Below are 20,398 nucleotides of genomic sequence, written 5' to 3' on the forward strand. Positions count from 1 at the left end.
ACAATCAGAAAGGCGGGGAAATAAAAAGTAGTTAGGAGAAATAAGTGTAATTTGTCTTTGGTAACTGCGTTGAACATTCGGACGCCTCCGGATCAGGTATGTTGGGTGAAACACGATAATATCAAGCTAAATGAGTTTTCTTTTTCCTTCTTTTTTGTGGGGTTTGCTGGCTGTATCTATTCCAATTGCAATACATATATTCAATTTCCGGCGCACGAAGAAGGTTTATTTTACCAATGTTGCCTTCCTGAAAGCCGTCGATACCAAGACGAGATCTGTGCGCCAGATCAAACATTGGCTCGTTTTGGCTGCGCGGATTCTCGCCATAACTTGCCTCGCCCTGGCCTTTGCCCAGCCGTTTCTTCCCGCAAAAAGTACATTAGCCGTTGACAGAAAGGGAATTACAAGCCTATACCTCGACAATTCCATGAGCATGGAAACCGAGCTCAACAACAAACGCTACCTCGACATTGCCACCAGCCGCCTCGGCGACCTGCTCGGAATTTTTAAAAATGCCACATCCCTGCAACTGGTTACCAACGATTTTTCCGCTCAGGAACAAGGTATTTATCCAGCCGAAAAGCTCCGCGACCGGCTGACTACCATCGGACTTTCCAATACGCCGCGCACCTTGTCGCAGGTAAACCAGCGGCAGGAAAACTTGGCAGAAAGACACCAGAGCAGCGGTAAAAACCAGTTTTTCTGGTTTTCTGATTTTCAGAAAAGTACGGCAGGGAATTTATCAGAATTAAAGATCGACTCGACCAACCAGCTTTTCCTGGTACCGATCCAGGCCCAGGTCGAGAAGAATGTATTCGTGGATTCCGCCTGGCTCAATACCCCGTTTATCAGGGAGTTGCAGAACAACATTCTCTTCGTAAAAGTCAGTAACTCAGGCACCGAGGAAGCCAAGAATGTCGTCTTGAAACTTAGCCTCGACAACACGCAGGCTTCCACAGCCTCCGCCAATGTACCCGCAAATGGTAGCGCGACCGCAAAGTTCAACTTCAATTTAAAAGGCAAAGGTTTTAAAAAGGGGCAGATCACCTTCGACGATTTCCCGGTAACCTTTGACAATGATTACTTTTTTGTCCTGAATTCCTCGCCGCTGATCAGCGTGCTGCACATTTACGGGGAAAAGTTTGAGGGGAACTATATTGAGAATGTGTACGATAATGATAGCCTTTTCGCGCTACAAAGTTTCAGCGCACAGAATGTGGATCCGGGTTTGATCAAAAGTTCTGACCTCGTCATTCTCGAAGGAGTAACCCAGCTTTCGGGCTCGCTGCCGCAGGATTTGCAGGATTTTGTCAAAAAAGGTGGAAGCCTGGCCGTGGTACCACCCACTGCTGCGAATGCTGAAAGTTATGCGCGTTTTCTGAGCGGATTCGGTATTGGCGGATTAAATGTTGCCGGAAATGCTGCTCCTGCCCCGCTCCCACTCGCCGCCCCCGACCGGAATAATCCGTTTTTCAGTGATGTTTTTGAAGAATCCGTCCGGCAGGAATTGAATTTGAATTTACCCTCTGCCTCACCCACTTGGAGCTGGGCGAATGCGGGTCAGCCGCTGCTATCGATGCGAAGCGGGCAGACCTACCTGAACCAGGTTTCCACCGGAAATGGAAAAGTGTACCTGTTTGCCGCGCCGCTCAGTCCACAATTTGGCACCATGGCGCAGCACGCCATTTTTGTGCCGATTATGTATAAAATCGCTGCTTCCAGCGTCCGGGCGCAGCGTACGTCCTATAAGTTTGATGAAAATCCGATCAGCCTGACAGTCGAAAATGCGGGGCCGAATCCGGTTTATAAATTGAGAAAAGACAAAACCGAGATCATCCCTGTGCAGCGGATTGCGGGCAATCAACTGCTGCTGGAAATTCCGGAAGGCGACCAGCTCGGCGAAGGATTGACGGCAGGTTATTATGAGTTGGTTAACAATAATAAAACCGAGCAGATCATCGCCTTGAACCACAACAATGCAGAATCAAAGCTGCAATACTACTCGCCGGACGAACTGCGCCAGGCATTCTCAGGCAAAAAGAATGTGCAGGTTTTCGATAAGATCGACGACGACGCCTTTTCAACTGCATTTGAGCAGCAAAATATGGGCACTACCTTGTGGAAATATTTTCTGTACGCGGCGCTCTTCTTTTTGCTTACCGAGATCGCGCTCATCCGCCTGATGAAGTAGGTTCGGGCGTGTCGAAATTCTTGAAAATTGCGCGAAACATGCCGGTTGAGTTTTATGTTAGCGGTTTTTAAGCCAATTTTGCAACTCATCATTTGACGCCGCAATGCTTTCATCCCGAATCGGAATTCTTGGTGGCGGCCAGCTTGGGTTAATGCTTTTACAAGCCGCTGTGGACTGGAATCTTGATATCCACGTCCTGGATCCCGATGCCGACGCACCCTGCAAAAAAATTGCCCCTCACTTCCAGCAAGGTTCTTTACAAGACTATCAGACTGTTTATGAGTTTGGTAAAAACCTGGACGTGATCACCATTGAAATTGAAAAAGTAAATGTAGAGGCGCTGGAAGCACTCGAAAAAGAAGGCAAAAAAGTGTATCCCCAGCCTTCCGTGATCCGCCAGATCCAGGATAAGCGCATTCAGAAACAATTTTATCTGGACAACCAGCTGCCTACCGCCGAATTTATCTTAACCGAAAATCGCGAAGACGCAGCCAAACACACCACTTTTCTTCCCGCATTTCACAAACTCGGCAAAGACGGTTACGACGGTCGCGGCGTTCAACGGCTGAGTTCGGAAGCAGATTTTGAAAAAGCATTTGATAAACCGGGATTGCTTGAAAAAGCGGTACCCTTTGAAAAAGAACTCGCGGTGATCGTCGCGCGAAATGCAAGCGGTGAAATCACGACATTCCCGACCGTGGAAATGGTTTTTCACCCGGAACACAACCTGGTCGAATACCTTTTTGCACCTGCGGAAATATCAGGATCAGTAAATCAGAAAGCGCAGGAAATTGCCCGGAAAACGGCGGAGGCTTTTCAAATTGTGGGTTTACTCGCAGTGGAACTCTTCCTTACTCCCGAGGGTGAAGTGCTGATTAACGAAGTAGCGCCTCGTCCGCATAACAGTGGCCACCACACAATCCGCGCCAATGCTACCTCACAATACGAACAACATTGGCGGGCGATTTTGAACCTGCCGCTGGGTAGTACGCATGCTTACGGCCCCTCGGCGATGGTGAATTTGTTGGGCGAAGATGGCTACGAAGGTCCCGCAGTGTACGAAGGCATGGAAACATTACTGTCGACGGAAGAGGTTTTTCCCTTTTTATATTGGAAAGCCGTGACAAAACCTTTTCGAAAAATGGGGCACATTACCATTATGGATGCCGACATTCATGCTTTGAAGGATAAGGTTGATTTTGTAAAAAAGAATATCCGGGTGATCAGTAAAAAACCCTAACACAATATGGTTGGAATTATCATGGGAAGCCTTTCGGACAGAAAGGTGATGCAGCAGGCCGCAGACGCACTTTCGGAGCTGGGCATCGCGTATGAAATGGAAATCGTGTCGGCGCACCGTACACCTGAGCGTATGCTTGCGTATGCGTCCAATGCGAGAAGTCGCGGATTGAAAGTAATCATTGCCGGCGCTGGCGGCGCGGCGCATCTGCCAGGCATGGTTGCTTCGCTTACTTCGCTGCCGGTAATTGGTGTGCCGGTGTTGTCGAGCAACTCCATTGACGGCTGGGATTCGGTACTTTCAATCCTGCAAATGCCCTCCGGCGTACCCGTGGCGACGGTGGCTCTGGACGGTGCAAGAAATGCCGGAATTTTGGCAGCGCAAATTATTGGAGCGACTGATTCTGAGGTCGGAAAACGCCTTGATTTGTTTAAAGAAAGCCTTAAGGAAAAAGTCGCGGCGATGAATGATGAATTGAAAAATCAACTTGCAAACTAATACGTCTTTAGTATTTTCGTGTTACAATAGCTCCACTAAAAATTGAATCCCGAATAGGTTATGGAAGACGAATTCCCGAAGAAAAGAAATATCCGTCCTACTGAAAAATCCAACTTGCCTATCGTAACATTGCTGGTTTTGGTTGTTTTGGTACTGGCGATGCTCTATGTCGGTTACGAATATATTTCTGACAGTTCGTCCAATTCCGAGGAGCTGACTTCGGTGGTAGTCGACTCTACTGCGGAAGCCGCCGCCGCCGAGCCGATCACCGACGAACCTGCCGCGGAGCCGATCAAATCGGACGAAGATACCGAAACAGAAAAGCCGAAGGAAGCTGAAAAAGACGAACCTAAAAAAGAAGAAAAGCCCGCAATTTCTGCGGCATCGATTGGCGGAGAGCAGATTACGCATACCGTGAAAAGCGGCGAAACGTTTTCTAGCATTGCCAGCAGATATAACTTAAAAACCGAAACGTTGCAGGGATTAAACTCTTCGGTTTCTGAAATCAAATCCGGGGTAACCAAGCTAAAAGTGCAGGTAAAAGCGGTCCACACAGTCGGTCCCGGCGATATTCTTCGCGTGGTAGCCGGCAAGTATGGCGTTACCAAAGAAGCGATTATGAAGGCAAATGGTAAATCCAAAGACATTTCGGAAAGAGGCGAAAAGCTGATCATACCTTTTCCTGACAGAAAATAGCATTCACAACACCTATCCAACAAAGAATCCCGGATCGTGAGACCCGGGATTTCTTTTTGCATCAGGATTTAGGAATAATGTCTTTTAAAAGTTTCCTGGGCCACCACCCTGTCCGCCAAAACCGCCGCCTCCACCATTACCTCTGCGCAAACCGCCGCCTTCTCCCCCATCAAAATCTCTTCTGCGGTCGTTGTTAACAGGCGCTTTTCCGAAGTTTTTCAACGTGTAAGTGAATGTCAGCATCGCATATTGGGTCAGTACCCGGTTCGTAACATCCTGAATATAAGTCTCCGTCGTGGTCCGGCTGATGCTGTTGTTTTGTTTCAGTATATCAAATACCGTCAGTTTCAATTCACCCGCATTGTTTTTCAGGAATTTCTTGCCGATGCTCGCATTCCACAAGGTGAAGTTCCGGTTATAACCTGCGCCCAAGCCCCGGTACGATTGGTTGTTGATATCTGTTTGAAAAACAAAACCTTTGCCGAAAATCCAATTGACCCGTCCGGTGATGCCCTGGGTGTAATAATTGTTATTGACATTCGGCTGGATCGTATTGCGAACAATGTTATAATTTCCTGAATATGAAACCGTAAAGTCCAGTTTCTCACTAATGTTGCTGCTCACTACTAAGCCCTGCGACACTGCATAAGTATTGGAATAGTTGGCAATGTTGTTGATCATCCCCGGCGATCTCAGATAGTTAAATCCCGTGGTCAAATTCACATTGAGTTTCAGCGGCGCTACCGGTTTTCCGTAGGCCAGGAATGTTCTCGCATTCCAGCTGCCATCCACATTGATCGGCGTAGTCAGCTTCGAGCCGCGTTCCAGGAAAAGACCGTTTGGCAATGTGATCGGCGCTTGTGCGATATATGTCGAATTCACAATCGCATTATTGGTTTGCGTCACAAAAACCATCGCATTGAAGCTGTAAGGCCGTTTTGCGCCAGCCAGCGAATACCGGACATTGAAATTATTGCGGTATTCCTGTTTCAAGTTCGGGTTACCTGCGGTAAGAGCAATCGGGTTACTGTTGTCGACCACATTCTGCAACTGGCTGATGGAAGGCTGGTTCGTCGAGCTGCGGTAGAAAGCCCGGAATTGTGTGCCTTCTTTTGACCGATAGCTCAGCATGAAGTTGGGCAAAAGATTGGTGAATGATTGATCCACCTTATTGTTGGTCGGTGCCAGTTGCTGGCTATACAACCCGGTATTTTGAAAATCAAGCCCCAGGTTCGCTGACCAGGCATTTTTACGATAGCGGTAACCTACTCCGGCGCGGTTAGTCAGGTAGCGGTTATCAAAATTGTTGGTCAATAAAGTATCCAGATCCGAGTAAGTCATATCGTCAAAACTCATATTATAAGTTTCGCGGCTGGAATTACTGTTGCTCAATGTCAGCCCGTAATTAAATTGCAGCTGCCCGGTTTTGCTGATCGGCTCGGTATAGATCAAATTACCGCCCCAGGTATTGCCATTTGATTTGGTATAACTCACCTGATCGGTCGTATCTCCCTGGATCGCAGCGATTAATGAATCGGGCGTGATCCGGTTATTGTAAGTGAAATTTTTGGAATAGAGGTATCTCGTTCCGTTTTTATCATTCAATTGTGTGTTCAGATTAAAGCTGATCGTACGTCCCTTTTTCTCAAAACTGTGGCGGAACAAAACATCATTCGTGAAGTTATAGCCGTCATTTACATTACGTTGCGAGTTATCAATGCTGTTCAATTTGCTGCCGTCGGCCAGGGTTGTCAAACCCGTTTTTACGCTGTTGGCACTGTTGTCCTGGAAGCTCAGGCGTGGTGTGATGATCAGCGAATTGTTGGGGTTAATGTTGTATTCCATCCGAAAATTCAGCCGGTGATTAGCATTTACTGTTGAAGTGCGACTGCTTTCGTTATAAAACTGATTGTCCGCGTCATTAGCCAGAATGTACTTTTGCTGGGTAGTTTGCGCGTTGGTATTGCCAGTCCGGTTAAAGAAATAGCTACCTGACAAGTCTATCTTTTTTCCAATTTTATTGGAATAATTGAGCCCGAAAGAATTGGTACCCGTAATCCCGCTCTGGTTTCCGACGAGGAAGTTATTGCTCGCTCCGCCGCCGCCACGGTTACCTCCTCCCCCGCCGCCGCCGCTTACACCGAGCAAATCCTGGCTGGAAAAATTCTGCACATTGATATTATTGCTCAATCCAATTACCGAAATCCGCTGGTTACCTTTGAAAAAGCTGATATTTCCGCCTGCCTGATATCTGTTATCCAAGCCATAGCCAGCGAAAACTTTTCCAAACTGTCCCATTTTCCGGTCGGCCTTGGTCACAATGTTGATCGTTTTTTGACCATTACCATCGTCAAAACCGGTAAACTGTGCCTGGTCGCTAAGCTTGTCGAACACTTCGATTTTCTCTACAATTTCAGCGGGGAGTGATTTCAATGTCAAAGCCGCATCGTCGCCGAAAAAGGGCTTTCCGTCCACCAAAACTTTATTAACTGTCTCTCCATGCGCTGTTACCGTTCCGTTTGTGACGGTAATACCCGGCATTTTCTGGATCAAGTCTTCTGTCGTCGCATCGGGGTTGGTTTTGAAAGCCGCGGCATTAAACTGCGTCGTGTCGCCTTTTTGCTCCATTGCAGTTACCTGCCCCACTACTTTCACTTCTTTGAGATTGGATACTGCCTCCGTCAGCTGGATCGAGCCCAGATCAAAGACGTCATTGGCAAGTGTGACAGTTTTAGAGAAGTCTTTATAACTCAGATAGGTTACTTTAACAATGTAAGGAACCTGCGTAAACAGACCGGTAAAGGCAAATTTACCATTTACATCCGTCGTCACATATTCCGGCTTGGCGGTCGGTGTGTCACGGGTCACCGCTACGTACGCACCTACCACGGCGGTCCGGCTCACGCTGTCGATGACGGTACCGGTTATCTGCGCATTCTGTGCCGCGGCAATATGGGACGTGACCAGGGCCAGCAGCAAAAGGGCGAATGATGTAATTCTGTTCATGATTTCTGTCAAGGTTTATGCAGTTTAGAGCACCCTTTCCTACAAAAGTTTAATGCTGCTTGACCGCGCTCCCTCACAATCGACAGAACTGCCCGGATGGTAGACTAAACCCGTTTTTTACCCGACAGAAAAAAATCCGGAATGTTCCGGATTTTCTATGATCGATCATTAAAGCCACTTTTTCAGCAGCGCATCATAATCTTGGAGAAACTCTTCGTAGGCTGCTTTCAACTCGGGCAGTGCCTCGGCTAATGTACTGGTATCATTGGATTTCAACCGCCACTCCGCAGCCCGCGCAATCTCTGCAACCCGCGAAACCCCGACTGTTCCCGCGCTACCTTTCAAAGTGTGGAGATTGCTTTTTACCGTAGCAATGTCATCGGTTTTATAAGCTTCCAGCGCGCCGTCCACCAGTTCATTCGATTCATTCACAAAATCTTCAAAAACAGACCATACCAGGTCGGCACCGCCAATTCCATTGAGCTGATCAATAATTTCTTTGTCCAAAATAGGCAATGCTGGCTCCGGCGCGGCTTGCTGACTTTCTTTTGAAATACCCAGATCGGTCCTCGTACTCAAAATTTCCTTAACCTTATGAATCAACGTCTGCGCGCGTATCGGCTTGGCAATGTAGTCGTCCAGCCCCTGGCTCATGAAGCGGTCGCGGTCCTCTTTCATGGAGTAAGCCGTCATGGCCACGATCGGCGGCAGCGCATTCGGATATTTTAGTTTGAGCTGCTGCGAAGTTTCCACGCCATCCATATCTGGCATCTGGATATCCATAAAAATGATATCATACCCGGGCTCCGCTGATTGTTTCCTGGCATCCACAATGTCAATCGCCTTAAAACCACTATCCGCCAGATCCACGACGCAACCTGATTTCTTCAAAATTTCATTCGCCACTTTCCGGTTCACTGCATTATCGTCCACCAGCAAAATCCGCGGGTGGAAGTCGGTAAAGACGTTTTCAATGTGGGTATCTTCAAAAGGCGTGATCGTCTCAGCCTGTGCAACAGTGGTTTCTGTTGTTTCAAAAGTAAACCAGAAAACGCTGCCTTCACCCAATGTCGAATCCACGCCGATATCACCATTCATCAAGGCCGTAAGCTGTTTCGAGATCACCAGTCCAAGCCCCGTACCACCGAAAGATTTGCGGGAAGAATTATCGAGTTGGGTAAATGAGGTAAACAAAATCTGCTTATCCGTAGCACTGATCCCAATCCCTGAATCCTTCACCTCCACCTTGATCTTATTCAGCATTCCCTCTTTTTTGAGCGAGGTCAGGATCACCTGCACCGAGCCGTTTTCAGTGAATTTCAATGCATTGGAAGTCAGGTTTGACAGGATTTGCAGCAATCTTGTCTGGTCGGCAATGATGAATTTCGGGATTTCCGGCGCAATCTGGTAGGTCAAGGTGTTATTCTTGCTTTTAGCAGTTTGGCCAAAAAGCGAGACCAGTTTCAGCAGCAATTCCTCCACCGCAATCGGCGCCTCGTGCAGCTCCATTTTACCCGCCTCAATTTTGGAAAGGTCGAGGATATCATTCAAAATATTAAGCAAAGTCTCGGACGACCGCTTGATAGTCAGCACATAATCTTTTTGCTCCACATTCAAAGGCGTCTCTCCAAGCAGGTCGATCATCCCGATCACACCATTCATCGGCGTCCGGATTTCGTGGCTCATATTCGCCAAAAATCCTTCTTTTACCTTCAAAGAGCGTTCTGCGTGTTCTTTCGCTTTGAGCAATTCCTGCTCGTTACGTTTCAATTCCGTAATGTCACGCGCCAGCACCGCCACCTCCGTCGGCTTGCCCTTGTCATTGGTGAACATGAGCATGTTGATCATGAACTGCCGCTCGGTGCCGTCTTTGCGGTACATGGTGATCTCAAAATTCCGAAGACTTTTCGTTTTCCGCAGGCGGATCAACGCCGAATGTATCTTTTTACTATCCTGGAAAAACTCGGTGACCTTATGCCCGATCACCTCGCCGGGCAGGTAACCCAACCTTTTCAGCACCGACTGGCTGATCATGGTGATCTCACCCTCGCGATTTATCCGGCAATAAATGTCCTGCAAATTCTCAAAAATCCCCCGGAAAAGCTCCTCACTGTGCCGCAGCGACAACTCTGCCTCTTTTCTCCGGGTAATGTCCCGCGCAATCCCCGAAACTTCCTCGATCGTTCCGCCAGCATAATGGATCGGGTTGAGGTAAAATTCGAGCCACATTTCGCCCCCATCCCTTCTATCTATCTTAAATTCAAAATATTGCGGCTCGCCCCTCAGCGCCTGGCGGTATTTGGTTTCCAGCGTCCGCCGGTTATTATTTCCAACCATCCGCCAGCCAAATTTTTCCGCACTGGCTTGCAGCGATGGCCTGATACCAAGCTGGTTATGAATGAGATCGGCATAATTTCTATTAAATGAAGTCAGCTGTAAAGATTTATTTACCGACCAGATCAAATGTGAACTGCTGTCGAAAATCGCATTCAGGCGCGCCACGTATTTGCTTAGTTCCTCCTCGCTCTGTTTCCGCGCGATCGCCATCGCCACCTGCCCTGAAATAAATTCCAGTAATTCCAGGTCACGGGCATCGAACATGTTCGGATCGTCATAGGACTTTACGCCGATAATACCGGTAACCCGGTCGCCGATACGCAGCGGCACGCAAAGCAGCTGCTTGGGCGTGACGCCGTAGAGGTACAAGCTGTTGGTTTTCGCCAGCTGCTCAATGTTTTCGTCCGAAAGAAAAAGCGGTTTATTGGAAGCAATCGCATATTCCGTCAACCCGTTTCCTAGTTTTCTTTTTGTAAACCGCACATTTCCCTGGAAGTACTGATCGACATAATAAGGGAAATAAATGTAGCTTTTGCTAGGGTCGTAGAGTGCGATGAAGAAGTTGTCGACGTCAATGATCTTGCCCAGTTCCTCATGGATACTCTGGTAAAAATCATCCAGGTTTTGCTTTGTGACGGTCCAGTTGGCAATGCTGTAATACAGGTTCTGCGCCTTTTCCGCCCTGATTTTTTCGGTAAAATCATTTAAAATACAGCGAAATGCAGTCGGCTTACCATTATCGTAGCGACAATTCACACTACCCGAAACAAACACTTTCCGGCCTTCCCGGCTCAGAAAAACCGCTTCAAAATTCGGGTTCGCATTTCCCTGCTCAATCAGTTTCAGCTGCGCCAGCGCCTCATCCTTATATTGCGGGTGCAGAATGTCCTCCATCCGCATCGATGCAATTTCGTCGAGCCCATACCCCAGCACCTCGCGCCACGCTTTGTTGACGAAAATAAACTTACCATCAATCGCCACCAGCTGGATCAGGTCGCTCGTATTATCTACCAGGTCCTGCAACTGGGAATTGCTTTTCGCGATCGACGATTCCATCCGCCGCCGCCGGGTAATGTCGTCACCCACCAGCGTCACACACTCCACATCGTCCTGCTCCTGGTGCATCAGCACCGAGTTGATCGAGAATGTCCGCAAGGTTCCTTTTTGTGCCAAAAATGGAATTTCCCTTTGTTCGAGCTTGCGTTTCCCCTGAATCCCCTCTTCCAGCATTTGGCGCACTTCATGCTCTTCTTCCCGGGGGATCAGCGTATCAAACATACTTTTCCCCACCAGGTCCGACTCCTGCCAGCCGGTTTTCAGCAAAGCGTGGGCACTGATATTCCGGATCACAAAATCCGGCGAAAATGTGATTCCGATCAAATTTAAATGCTGCAGCGTCGCGTGTATAGTTTGCCAATCCGTGTGGGACAAAATCATTTCCATGGTATCAGGGTAATCTCAATTTTAGGTTTCCTTGCAATTCTTTATTCGTTAAATCTACGAATTAAGCCTTAATTTTGAACCGTGAAAATGAATTATAAAAATAGGGATGAGTCCCGCGTCAGGGCAAAAAAACACCTTGGACAACACTTTTTGAAAGACCTTCTCGCAGCCCAGCGCATCGTCGACGGACTGACCGGACATCAACATTACAAACAGGTTTTAGAAATAGGTCCGGGTATGGGCGTGCTGACCCAATACCTGATCACCAAACCGGAATTTTCGACTTACGTAATCGAAATTGATACGGAGTCGGTTGCTTATCTGCAGAAAAACTATCCGGAGCTAAGTCCCAGGATCATTGAAGGTGATTTTCTGAAATTCAACCCGGACGAATTTTTTTCTGAGCCGTTTGCGATCATTGGTAACTTTCCTTACAACATTTCATCTCAGATCTTTTTCAGGGCTTTGCAGATCAGGGATAGAATTCCGGAAATTGTTTGTATGCTGCAAAAAGAAGTGGCCCAGCGCATTGCGTCGCCGCCTGGAAATAAGGATTATGGTATCCTGAGCGTTTTGTTGCAGGCATTTTATGACATTGATTACCTCATTACCGTGCCCCCCGGCGCATTCGACCCTCCGCCCAAAGTGCAGTCGGGCGTGATAAGGCTGCGGCGAAACCAGGTGGCGGCATTGGATTGTGATGAGAAATTGTTTTTCCGGGTGGTCAAAACAGCATTTAACCAGAGAAGAAAAACCCTGCGGAATGCGCTGAAACCGATCGGCGAATTTCCCGACCATCCGCTCCTGACCAAACGTGCCGAACAGCTGGGCGTCAGCGAGTTCGTCGAACTCACCCAGATCGCGCAGAACTTAGTCGGAGCAGGACAATGACCTACCTGCAAAATCGGCACCCCGGCCACAGGCAGCCAATAGCAAGCTAACCGCTCATCGCTCAAAGCGTTCCGAACATGAATTTTGAATTAACCCAACCATACGTAGACCATATACAGGAACTGATTACCAAGGAAGATTCGGCGGAAATCAGGGCTGAAATGGAAAATCTTTATGCTGCGGACATTACCAGCCTGCTGTATGAGCTCGAAACAGAGAGTGCTAAGTTTCTTATCAGTCAACTTAACATTGAAACCGGTGCTGCTATCCTGGCGGATATGGATCCCAGCGAGCGCCGTGATTTTCTCAAAGCATTTACTTCCGAAGAAATTTCAAGATTTGTAAACCTCTTCGATTCCGATGACGCCGTGGATTTGCTGAACGAGCAGCCGATCCGCGTGCGCGAAGAAGTGATTGCGCTGCTGGAAGACCGCGAGCAGGCACGTTTTATCCTCGATCTGCTGCATTATGATGAAGATGTCGCGGGCGGTTTGATGCAAAAAGAGTTGGTGAAAGCCAATGTGAACTGGAATGTTAACCAATGTATCGAGGAGCTGCGGCAGCAGGCCGAGGATGTGGAAAAGGTGTACGCAGTATATGTGGTGGATGATTTTGGAAAATTACACGGGATACTTTCACTTAAAAAGATCGTTCTGGCGCATAAAAACACGAAAATCGAAAGTCTTTATGATAAAGATGTCATATTCGTGGAAACCTACCGCCCTGCCGAAGAAGTGGCTGAGCTGATGCAGCGCTACGATTTGGACGCGATTCCGGTCGTGAATGTGCAGGGAAAATTGCTGGGCCGCATTACGATTGATGACGTCATAGACGTGATCACCGATCAGGCAAGTTCGGATACATTGGCGATGGCGGGTATCACCGGCGATGTGGAGGAAGACGATACGATCTGGCAGCAAACCAAGGCGCGTTTGCCGTGGCTGCTGGTGGGTATGATGGGTGGGATCCTGGCCGCGAAATTCATTAGTTTTTTCGAGGGAGATTTGAAAATCATCCCGGCAATGGCGGCATTTATCCCGATAATCGGCTCTACTGGCGGTAACGTGGGGATTCAGACTTCTTCGATTATTCTCCAAAGTTTGGCTGACAAAACGGGTTTAGATACCACAGTCGGTCAGCGCCTGATCAGGATGTTTGCAGTAGCATTCATCAACGGACTGATTATCTCCACCGTCGTTTTTGGATTTAACTTGCTCATCGGCAATGAAGTATCTCTTGCCCTTGTGGTATCTGCGGCATTAATGTCAGTCGTATTCCTGGCATCCTTTATGGGAACGATGACGCCCATTTTTCTGGAAAAAATCGGGATCAATCCCGCTGTGGCGTCGGGACCTTTTATTACGACGGCTAATGATTTGATTGGGTACGGCGTATATTTCGGACTGGCACATTTGCTACTAAATCTTTAAACATTAAAGATTTAGCATTCGCTGAGACTGATCGGAATGTTGACGGCGAGGCCGCCTTCGGAGGTTTCCTTATATCGGTGATTCATGTCCAGTGCAGTCTGCCACATGGTTTTAACCACATTATCGAGCGATACTTTGGCGTCCTGCGGGTTACTTTGCAAGGCAAGCTGCGAGGCAGTAATCGCCTTAATCGCGCCCATGGTATTTCGCTCAATGCAAGGAATTTGTACCAATCCGCCCACCGGATCGCAGGTCAATCCCAAATGATGTTCCATCGCAATCTCGGCCGCCATCAAACATTGCTCTACCGTCCCGCCTGAAACCTGCGTCAACCCAGCCGCCGCCATCGCCGACGATACGCCGATTTCTGCCTGGCAGCCGCCCATGGCAGCAGATAACGTTGCGCCTTTTTTGAAGATGCTGCCGATTTCCCCGGCCGTTAAAAGAAACCGGAAAATATCTTCCTCAGTACCTCCACAAAACGTAAGATGAAACTGTAAAACCGCCGGAATTACACCTGCCGCCCCGTTTGTCGGCGCGGTCACGACCCTACTGTATGATGCGTTTTCTTCGTTGACTGCCAGCGCGAAGCAGCTTACCCAGTCGAGGGTATAGTTGAAACCCGCGCCACTTTTCCGGATCGCCTCGATCCATTCGTCGCAGCCCACGCAGGTGAAACCTTTTAATAATTTTTCATTCAAAGCGGCTGCGCGCCGCTGCACATTTAGTCCGCCGGGAAGCAAGCCTTTGGTCTGGCAGCCGTGAAAAATGCTGTTCTGCATTACGCGCCAAATATTCATCAGATCCCGCCGGATCGTCTGCTCATCCCGCCAAACCTTTTCATTTTCGAAAACAATTTCCCAAATGTTTTTTCCCGAATTACGATGCCATTGAAGCAAATCCGAGGCGTAATCGATTGGAAAAGGTAAGGTTATCGGCTTGGCAGCGAGCTCCGCATTATCCCCATCCTGAATCACAAAACCGCCGCCGATGGAATAGTAGGTTTCCTCAAAAACGCCGTGCAAGCCGCAATCTGCGAAAAACGTCAAGCCATTTGGATGAAATGGAAGTGATTCGGACTTATGAAAAATGACATCTTCTTTCGGCGAAAATCCTATTTTCATCTCACCATGCAGCATCGTAGTCTCCGTCGCCGCAATGTCCGCCAAAATTTGATCTATCGAAGCAGTCTCGACGGTCACCGGATCATAGCCACTCAGACCAAGAATGACGGAAATGTCGGTACCATGGCCTTTTCCGGTCTTCGCCAGCGACCCAAACAAATGCACCTGCACCATCTGCACATCCGCCAGCCCCATCGCCGAGCTCAAAGCCCGCAAAAACATCTGCGCCGCCCGCCAAGGCCCCAAAGTATGCGAACTCGAAGGCCCGATACCAATCTTAAAAATATCAAAAACTGAAATGCGCTCATCTTTCATTGGAACCCAATTAATTCATCTCCCCTGCACAATCACTTTCCCCGCCGCTTTGCCGTTCATGGTCACAATATACAATCCTTCCGGAAGCCGTGTCAAATTTATTTTCTGGGCTTGTTTTTTGATGATTTGGGTTAAAATTACGGTCCCGGATTGGTTTAATAGCTGGATTGTGGCCGGGTATTGGCTATCCGGGATTTTGATGGTGATAAAATCTCGGGCAGGCGAGGGATATATCGTCAGGGACTTTGAACTTCTAATGACCGTCTCCATTTTTGAGTAAGCTAAACTTCCATCCTGATCGATCATTTTCAGCCGGTAGTAAGTTAAGTTTTCGATGACATTTTTATCCAGGTATTCATAAGTATTACCCGATTCCGACCCGCCGGGCGCAATGTTGGCGATGCGTCCGAAATCTTTTCCGTTCTCACTTCGCTCCAAATCGAAGTTTTTGAAATTAAGCTCCTCCGCTGTTTTCCAGGACAGCCTGACGTTATTTTCACCGTCTTCCACAGCCTGAAAAGAAATCAATTTCACCGGCAAAGGGCCGCCCAGACATGCCGCATTCATTTTTAAAGCATTCGTTTTCAGGCCAAAATCCGGATCATTCAGGATCACATTACCATAAGTCGACAGACTGGCAAAGTTTCCATTTGTACTGATCCGACGGCCATCTAAGCCGTCACACCAATCGTCCGTCCACGTCCAGGCCAGCCATCCGATACCGTGCGTCTTAGCACTTCTCAGCAGATCCTGATAAGATAAAATTGCATTAGAACATTTGCCCGTCGCGTCCTGAATGTTGGCGATTTCTCCGAAAACAACCGGGAAAGTAGCGTTTGCAATCTGCGCAGCCCGGGCTTCCATCGCAGCCGCATCGTTAAGATACCAGTAAGCATGGACGCTCATGATAATATTGTGCAGCGGATCCTGCGCTTTCAAAGCGGGCCCGGCCTGCAATGCAGCATCTACATTCTGCCCACAATCCGGCGCATCTATCATCAATGGCACCTCAATACCCGCCGTGCGAAGATCTGTTATGACCGTTTTGTAATGATTCAGCCAGGTCGTATAAGCCGTGGCAGGGTTGGAAGCCCACTGCACCGTCCCAAACTCGTTGGCGACATTGACGATCACAAACCCCCGGTGTTTATTGATCAGATCGAGCATCGCCTGCTGCTTCCACCAGGGCATCACCACCGAAGTAAACTGCGCATAATCGTTGGAGCAAGTCACATCATGGAGTTCAAGCACAGACACAATTCCTGCTTTTCGGAAACGCGTCACCACAATGTCGAGGTCGCTGATAGAATACGATTTCCAGCCGCTCTGCCGGTTTGCATACCATTGTATGCGTACAATGTTGGGATTTGCTTTGATAATTTCAGATGAAAGCTCATCATTTACGTTGGTCGGATCACCGTTAATATTGGCTGGAAATTCCCAATCGTCTGCAAGCGAATAATTGACACCTTTTGGAATAAACGCGTTTTCACAGGGACTGAGGATCGTCCGGCCGCTGGAATGAATGGTACCTTCTGCGTAAGTAGGCTGCTCCGGCGCCGCGGCACAAGAAGTAGCGCCGGCAACATTATAGTTTTTGACAAAATCCCAGATCACCTGCCCGGGATCGAAACCAGTTACTTTGGGCCAGCTATGCCCTACTCCCGCTACCCTAATCAGCGAAATTTCTTTCCCCGACGGAGGATTCCCTACACAGAATTTTAGCTTGGTCACATTCGTTGCGAGCTGGTCGTTGGGCAAAGTATAAGTCGTTTTATTGCAGGTATAGTATGCAAATTGCGTCAGCGGCCACTCCTGCCAGGCTGTCGGAACATGGTCGGGATCGGGGTAGGCAACTGTCGGGTCCGGATCACCGTGAATGTGCATGATCGGCACCGGCTTAAAATTCGGACCTGTGAAATACGCCGAGTGATTATAGTTCGGATTATTGGCATACATATTCCCGGCAACCGGCGCGAAAGCTGCAATCCTGCCAGCCAGGTTTACAGCCAGATTGTAAGTCATATATCCGCCAGCTGAAAGTCCTGTCGCGTAAACTTTCTGGGAGTTGATATGATAAGTCGCGCAAAAATAATCGATCATATCCGACGTAAATATAACATCCTTAGGCTGGTCCACCGCCCGGTGCCAGCCGCCGCCATCGGTATCGGCATTCGGATAAACCACCAGAAAATTATTTGCATCGGCTGTGGCATTGAAGCCGGTAGTTGTTTTGATTGATGCTCCCGAACCGCCGTCGCCATGAAAAACAAACAATAGCGGCAAGTCAGCAGCGACAGATGTACCTGGTGCATGAAAGATGAAGCTGCGGGATTTTCCCGATGAAGTAAGGGTCGCGCTGCCGTCGTAGGCGTAGATTTTCGACAAAAAGGCCGATGTCAGACACAGAAATATCGATAGTCGCAGAGATGTTTTCATAAGCTTACAAGGTTAGTAACCAATGCATTACTTAACGAACTTATGATTTTTGTAGAATATATTCTATTTATAATTACAATTTATTTCTATAAATGATTTTTCGGTAAAGCTAGGGGCGATTGAGAGCTTGCAGCTAATTCTCAGTGATGATGGAGCGGATTGAATTAGTTAACCCTATTTTTGGGGTGAATTTTTCTAATCAATTCTAACCCTATTTATGATCGCAGTAGTCCAGCGCGTCAGCAGTGCTTCCGTTACCATTGAAGAAAAAGTGCACGGCGCTATCCAAACCGGCTTTCTTGTCCTGATTGGAATCACCCATCTGGATAACCAGGAAGATTTGGAGTGGCTCGGCAAAAAGATTGTCGGCCTGCGCGTTTTCGGCGATGAAGAAGGAAAAATGAATCTTGACTTGAAAACAGTGGGCGGCGACATTCTGCTGATCAGCCAATTTACCTTGCACGCTAGCACCAAAAAAGGAAATCGCCCCTCCTTCATTGAAGCAGCAAAAGCCGACATTGCCGTCCCGCTTTACGAGAAAATGATTGTCTTTTTAGAACAGGAATTAGGCAAACCTATTCAATGTGGAAAATTCGGTGCGGATATGAAAGTAGCTTTACTAAACGACGGCCCGGTAACGATTGTCATTGATTCTAAAAACCGGATTTAAGCAACAAAACCAACATTCACTCATAGCAGCGGCGATTCGGTAATCATTCACTCATTCATCATTCAATCATTCATCATTCAAATGACCCTGCAACAAGCGCAAGATCAAGTCGACCAGTGGATCAAAATTTACGGAGTCCGCTATTTCTCTGAACTGACCAACATGACTATTCTTACTGAGGAAGTCGGAGAACTGGCGCGCATCATGGCCCGTACTTACGGGGACCAGTCTTTCAAGAATTCAGACTTGGGGAAAGATCTGGGGGATGAAATGGCAGACGTTTTATGGGTACTGATATGTCTGGCTAACCAAACGGGCATTAATCTGACGGAGGCTTTTGAAAAAAATCTTGAAAAGAAAACTGCCCGCGACAAAGACCGCCACAAGGACAATCCAAAACTAAGCTGAAACAAAAAAGCGGAGCCTGGAAAACCAGACTCCGCTCTTGATATTTGAAATGCTGATTACATATCCAGCAACAATCTCATAGGATCTTCCAAAAGCTGTTTCACACGTACCAGGAAGCTCACCGAGTCTTTTCCATCAATCGTACGGTGATCGTAAGAAAGTGCCACGTACATGATCGGGCGAACAACGATCTGACCATCCACTACAACCGCACGCTCCACAATGTTGTGCATACCTAGGATCGCCGACTGCGGTGCATTAATGATCGGGGTCGATAGCATCGAACCGAATGTTCCGCCGTTTGTAATCGTAAATGTTCCGCCAGACATTTCGTCAAGACCCAACTTACCGTCACGGGCACGTACCGCCAGACGAACAATTTCCTTCTCGATTGCCGCAAACGACAGTGTTTCGGCATTCCGGATAACCGGCACTACCAGTCCGCGAGGCGTCGAAACTGCTACCGAAATGTCAGAGAAGTCATTGTAAACAAGTTCTTCACCATCGATATAAGCATTCACCACAGGGAAGTCTTTCAAAGCCACAGTCACCGCTTTCACGAAGAATGACATGAAGCCAAGACCGACTTCGTGTTTTTCCTTGAATTTATCCTTGAATTTCGCGCGCAGATCCATCACCGGTTTCATATCCACCTCGTTGAAAGTTGTCAGCATGGCGGTTTCGTTTTTCACGGCAACCAGACGGCGGGCGATTGTCTTACGCAGTGAAGACATTTTCTCGCGACGCTGTCCTCTGGCACCTGCCGGAGCTGCTGCTGGCGCCGGTGCCGCTTTGGCCGGTGCACTCGCAGGCGCTGCTGCTGGTGCCGCTGGCTTGCTTCCTGCTTTCAGCGCATCATCTTTCATGATTTTGCCACCTGAGCCCGATCCGTTCACATCTTTCGGATCGATTCCTTTGTCAGCTAAAATCTTGGCTGCCACCGGAGAAGCATGTTTTTCTGTATAAGTTTTATCTGCTGCCGCAGGAGTTGCAGACGGTGCAGAAGTTGCGGGTGCAGAAGCGGAAGCCGATGCTGCGCCTGGCTCAATCGTGCAGATCAGCGCACCGATCGCAAGGGTTTCGCCTTCTTTTCCAACAATTCTCAATGTTCCGGCAGCTTCCGCTGGAAGTTCAAATGTTGCTTTATCCGATTCCAGCTCGCAAAGAATATCGTCCACTTCTACATGGTCACCGTCTTTTTTGCTCCATGAAGCAATGGTAACTTCCGTAATGGACTCGCCCACTGCCGGTACTTTCATTTCGTAAGCCTGACCAGATGGAGCTGAGGCACTGGCAGCAGTAGGCGCTACGGCAGCTGGCTCAGCGGCTTTTTCTTCAATTTTATCAGCAGCTGGCTCAGTTGGGGCCGATGCATTTGGTGCGGCTGCGTTTTCTTCTTTCGGAGCAGCAGGGGCAGCTGCGCCATTTGCGGAATCGATTGTCGCGATCAGGTCGCCGATGCTTAGCGTATCGCCTTCCTGGGCTTTAATACGTAAAACGCCCTCCGCCTCAGCAGTTAATTCGAATGTTGCTTTATCTGAATCAAGTCCGCAAATGACTTCATCCATTTTTACAAAATCGCCATCATTTTTGAACCAGTTTCCTATTGTAACTTCGGTAATGGACTCGCCAACAGGCGGTACTTTTATTTCAATTTCAGCCATTTTATGTGCAATCTTGTGTTCGAATTTTGTCTAACAATTTATAGGA

At 48.2% G+C, this 20,398-nt stretch carries 13 protein-coding genes; 8 read left to right on the forward strand and 5 right to left on the reverse strand.

The window, feature by feature from the left end:
- Window positions 1-130: 130 nt before the first annotated feature.
- The 4 genes from FEN17_RS08380 (at window position 131) to FEN17_RS08395 (ending at window position 4,625) form a co-directional block, all read left to right on the forward strand.
- Window positions 131-2,191 (forward strand): BatA domain-containing protein, encoded by a 2,061-nt coding sequence (locus FEN17_RS08380; RefSeq protein WP_138364814.1) that lies wholly within the window; start codon window positions 131-133, stop codon window positions 2,189-2,191.
- 103 nt (window positions 2,192-2,294) lie between these two features.
- Entirely contained in the window at window positions 2,295-3,431 is a 1,137-nt protein-coding gene (locus FEN17_RS08385; protein ID WP_138364815.1) for a 5-(carboxyamino)imidazole ribonucleotide synthase, read from the forward strand.
- 6 nt (window positions 3,432-3,437) lie between these two features.
- Window positions 3,438-3,929, forward strand: coding sequence for a 5-(carboxyamino)imidazole ribonucleotide mutase (purE, locus tag FEN17_RS08390; protein ID WP_138364816.1), 492 nt, complete (start codon window positions 3,438-3,440; stop codon window positions 3,927-3,929).
- 60 nt (window positions 3,930-3,989) lie between these two features.
- A complete protein-coding gene (locus FEN17_RS08395; protein ID WP_138364817.1) occupies window positions 3,990-4,625 on the forward strand; it encodes a LysM peptidoglycan-binding domain-containing protein in 636 nt (211 codons plus the stop codon).
- An 84-nt stretch (window positions 4,626-4,709) separates the two neighbouring features.
- On the opposite strand, the gene FEN17_RS08400 is transcribed toward FEN17_RS08395, so the two are convergent.
- Window positions 4,710-7,631: an outer membrane beta-barrel family protein gene (locus FEN17_RS08400; protein ID WP_138364818.1), complete on the reverse strand. Its 2,922-nt coding sequence runs from the start codon at window positions 7,629-7,631 to the stop codon at window positions 4,710-4,712.
- A 168-nt stretch (window positions 7,632-7,799) separates the two neighbouring features.
- Window positions 7,800-11,411 carry a PAS domain S-box protein gene (locus FEN17_RS08405; protein WP_138364819.1) on the reverse strand — a complete coding sequence of 1,204 codons (3,612 nt, stop codon included), beginning with the start codon at window positions 11,409-11,411 and terminating at the stop codon, window positions 7,800-7,802.
- Between the two features lie 87 nt (window positions 11,412-11,498).
- Here FEN17_RS08405 and rsmA point away from each other — a divergent pair, with 87 nt between their 5' ends.
- Together rsmA and mgtE are read left to right on the forward strand one after the other, a co-directional pair.
- The gene (gene rsmA, locus FEN17_RS08410) at window positions 11,499-12,302 is read left to right on the forward strand and encodes a 16S rRNA (adenine(1518)-N(6)/adenine(1519)-N(6))-dimethyltransferase RsmA (protein WP_138364820.1); all 804 of its coding nucleotides are present in this window, start codon (window positions 11,499-11,501) and stop codon (window positions 12,300-12,302) included.
- A gap of 77 nt (window positions 12,303-12,379) precedes the next feature.
- A complete protein-coding gene (gene mgtE, locus FEN17_RS08415) occupies window positions 12,380-13,732 on the forward strand; it encodes a magnesium transporter (protein WP_138364821.1) in 1,353 nt (450 codons plus the stop codon).
- Window positions 13,733-13,743: 11 nt separating this feature from the next.
- Here the strand turns inward: mgtE and FEN17_RS08420 are convergent, their stop codons facing one another.
- The gene (locus FEN17_RS08420; protein WP_138364822.1) at window positions 13,744-15,171 is read right to left on the reverse strand and encodes an L-serine ammonia-lyase; all 1,428 of its coding nucleotides are present in this window, start codon (window positions 15,169-15,171) and stop codon (window positions 13,744-13,746) included.
- A gap of 15 nt (window positions 15,172-15,186) precedes the next feature.
- On the reverse strand, window positions 15,187-17,610 hold the full coding sequence (locus tag FEN17_RS08425) for a cellulase family glycosylhydrolase (RefSeq protein WP_138364823.1): 2,424 nt from the start codon (window positions 17,608-17,610) through the stop codon (window positions 15,187-15,189).
- Between the two features lie 217 nt (window positions 17,611-17,827).
- Between FEN17_RS08425 and dtd the strand changes: the two genes are divergently transcribed.
- Both dtd and FEN17_RS08435 read left to right on the forward strand, forming a co-directional pair.
- Complete coding sequence (dtd, locus tag FEN17_RS08430) at window positions 17,828-18,280, forward strand: D-aminoacyl-tRNA deacylase (protein WP_138364824.1); 453 nt, start codon at window positions 17,828-17,830, stop codon at window positions 18,278-18,280.
- An 81-nt stretch (window positions 18,281-18,361) separates the two neighbouring features.
- The gene (locus FEN17_RS08435) at window positions 18,362-18,688 is read left to right on the forward strand and encodes a nucleotide pyrophosphohydrolase (RefSeq protein ID WP_138364825.1); all 327 of its coding nucleotides are present in this window, start codon (window positions 18,362-18,364) and stop codon (window positions 18,686-18,688) included.
- 56 nt (window positions 18,689-18,744) lie between these two features.
- On the opposite strand, the gene odhB is transcribed toward FEN17_RS08435, so the two are convergent.
- Window positions 18,745-20,352 carry a 2-oxoglutarate dehydrogenase complex dihydrolipoyllysine-residue succinyltransferase gene (gene odhB, locus FEN17_RS08440; RefSeq protein WP_138364826.1) on the reverse strand — a complete coding sequence of 536 codons (1,608 nt, stop codon included), beginning with the start codon at window positions 20,350-20,352 and terminating at the stop codon, window positions 18,745-18,747.
- Window positions 20,353-20,398: the final 46 nt, after the last annotated feature.

The organism is Dyadobacter luticola, assembly GCF_005860805.1.
GTDB lineage: Bacteria > Bacteroidota > Bacteroidia > Cytophagales > Spirosomataceae > Dyadobacter > Dyadobacter luticola.

What these genes read in the sequence shown, in the direction of transcription:
- FEN17_RS08380 (WP_138364814.1), top strand. Translation starts at nt 131, where the DNA reads ATGAGTTTTCTTTTTCCTTCTTTTTTGTGGGGTTTGCTGGCTGTATCT.
- FEN17_RS08385 (WP_138364815.1), top strand. Translation starts at nt 2,295, where the DNA reads ATGCTTTCATCCCGAATCGGAATTCTTGGTGGCGGCCAGCTTGGGTTA.
- purE (WP_138364816.1), top strand. Translation starts at nt 3,438, where the DNA reads ATGGTTGGAATTATCATGGGAAGCCTTTCGGACAGAAAGGTGATGCAG.
- FEN17_RS08395 (WP_138364817.1), top strand. Translation starts at nt 3,990, where the DNA reads ATGGAAGACGAATTCCCGAAGAAAAGAAATATCCGTCCTACTGAAAAA.
- FEN17_RS08400 (WP_138364818.1), bottom strand. Translation starts at nt 7,631, where the DNA reads ATGAACAGAATTACATCATTCGCCCTTTTGCTGCTGGCCCTGGTCACG.
- FEN17_RS08405 (WP_138364819.1), bottom strand. Translation starts at nt 11,411, where the DNA reads ATGGAAATGATTTTGTCCCACACGGATTGGCAAACTATACACGCGACG.
- rsmA (WP_138364820.1), top strand. Translation starts at nt 11,499, where the DNA reads ATGAATTATAAAAATAGGGATGAGTCCCGCGTCAGGGCAAAAAAACAC.
- mgtE (WP_138364821.1), top strand. Translation starts at nt 12,380, where the DNA reads ATGAATTTTGAATTAACCCAACCATACGTAGACCATATACAGGAACTG.
- FEN17_RS08420 (WP_138364822.1), bottom strand. Translation starts at nt 15,171, where the DNA reads ATGAAAGATGAGCGCATTTCAGTTTTTGATATTTTTAAGATTGGTATC.
- FEN17_RS08425 (WP_138364823.1), bottom strand. Translation starts at nt 17,610, where the DNA reads ATGAAAACATCTCTGCGACTATCGATATTTCTGTGTCTGACATCGGCC.
- dtd (WP_138364824.1), top strand. Translation starts at nt 17,828, where the DNA reads ATGATCGCAGTAGTCCAGCGCGTCAGCAGTGCTTCCGTTACCATTGAA.
- FEN17_RS08435 (WP_138364825.1), top strand. Translation starts at nt 18,362, where the DNA reads ATGACCCTGCAACAAGCGCAAGATCAAGTCGACCAGTGGATCAAAATT.
- odhB (WP_138364826.1), bottom strand. Translation starts at nt 20,352, where the DNA reads ATGGCTGAAATTGAAATAAAAGTACCGCCTGTTGGCGAGTCCATTACC.